Consider the following 1188-nt stretch of genomic DNA (forward strand, 5'->3'; position numbering starts at 1 on the left):
AGGGATGTCCATCCGCCGACAACTGAGCGCCCGACGGCACCTCATCATCAATCCACACGATCTCCTTCGGACCGGACGCAGATCCGGATTCCCCGTCGCCCGGATCCTGGTAATCGACTTTCTCCAGCTCCTCACGAATCTCCTTTTGAATGGCCGCCAGTTGATCTTCCAGGGCCGCTTTTTGGGTGGCCTGCTCTGGCGTGGGGAGACTCACGATCGGCGGGGTCCGGTCGCTGTTTCCGTCCATGGCCGGATCAGCCATGCTGTAAAAATACGCATACATCCGGTAAAAGTCTTTTTGGGTGATGGGGTCGTACTTGTGGTCGTGGCAGACCGCGCAGCCAACCGTCAACCCCATGAAGGCCGTCCCCATCGTGCTCGTGCGGTCCACGGCATAGCGGACGAGAAACTCTGCGTCGATAGCCCCGCCCTCACTGGTTGTCACATTGCAGCGATTGAAGCCCGACGCCACCTTTTGATCGAGCGTCGCGTTGGGCAACAGGTCTCCGGCCAGTTGCTCGATGATGAACTGGTCGTAAGGCTTGTTCTCGTTAAAGGCCTTGATCACCCAATCCCGATACGGCCAGATGGAACGGTAGTTATCCAGATGCAGCCCATGCGTGTCGCCATACCGGGCGACATCCAACCAGTAGCGTGCCCGATGCTCTCCGAAATGTGGTGACGCGAGAAGACGATCGACAACTTTTTCGTAAGCATCGGGAGAATCGTCCTGAAGGAACTGGTCCACCTCTTCCGGTGTCGGCGGAAGGCCCGTCAGGTCGTACGTCACCCTGCGCAGAAGCGTGACTTTGTCTGCTTCCTCAGAGGGAGAAAGTCCCTCTTTTTCCAGTCGCGCAAGGATAAACCGGTCGATGGGGTTGCGACACCACTCCGGCCGTGAAACATCGGGAAGAGACGGTCGCTGGGGCGTTACAAAAGCCCAGTGCGGCTGCCATCTGGCGCCGCTGTCAATCCACCGACCAATAAGTTCAATTTGTTCCCGCGTCAGCTCCTTCCCGCTGCTTGGAGGTGGCATCCTCTCATCGGGATCTTCTGCCGAAATCCGCAGATAGAGCTCGCTCTCCTCCTTTTTCCCCGGGACCACCACCCCAGGCGAGTCCGCAGAACCGAACACGCCCTCGGGAAGGTCCAGCCGCAGGTCTGCCTGACGGGCCGCTGCATCCGGTC

The 1188-nt window shown here is 59.2% G+C and carries 1 protein-coding gene; it reads right to left on the reverse strand.

Going from position 1 to position 1188, the window contains the following annotated elements; translation table 11 throughout:
- On the reverse strand, positions 1 to 1188 hold a 1188-nt coding region (locus H5U08_RS19380; protein ID WP_297037001.1), incomplete at both ends, for a DUF1549 domain-containing protein.

It is taken from the genome of Thermogutta sp. (assembly GCF_014359955.1).
Classification (GTDB): domain Bacteria; phylum Planctomycetota; class Planctomycetia; order Pirellulales; family Thermoguttaceae; genus Thermogutta.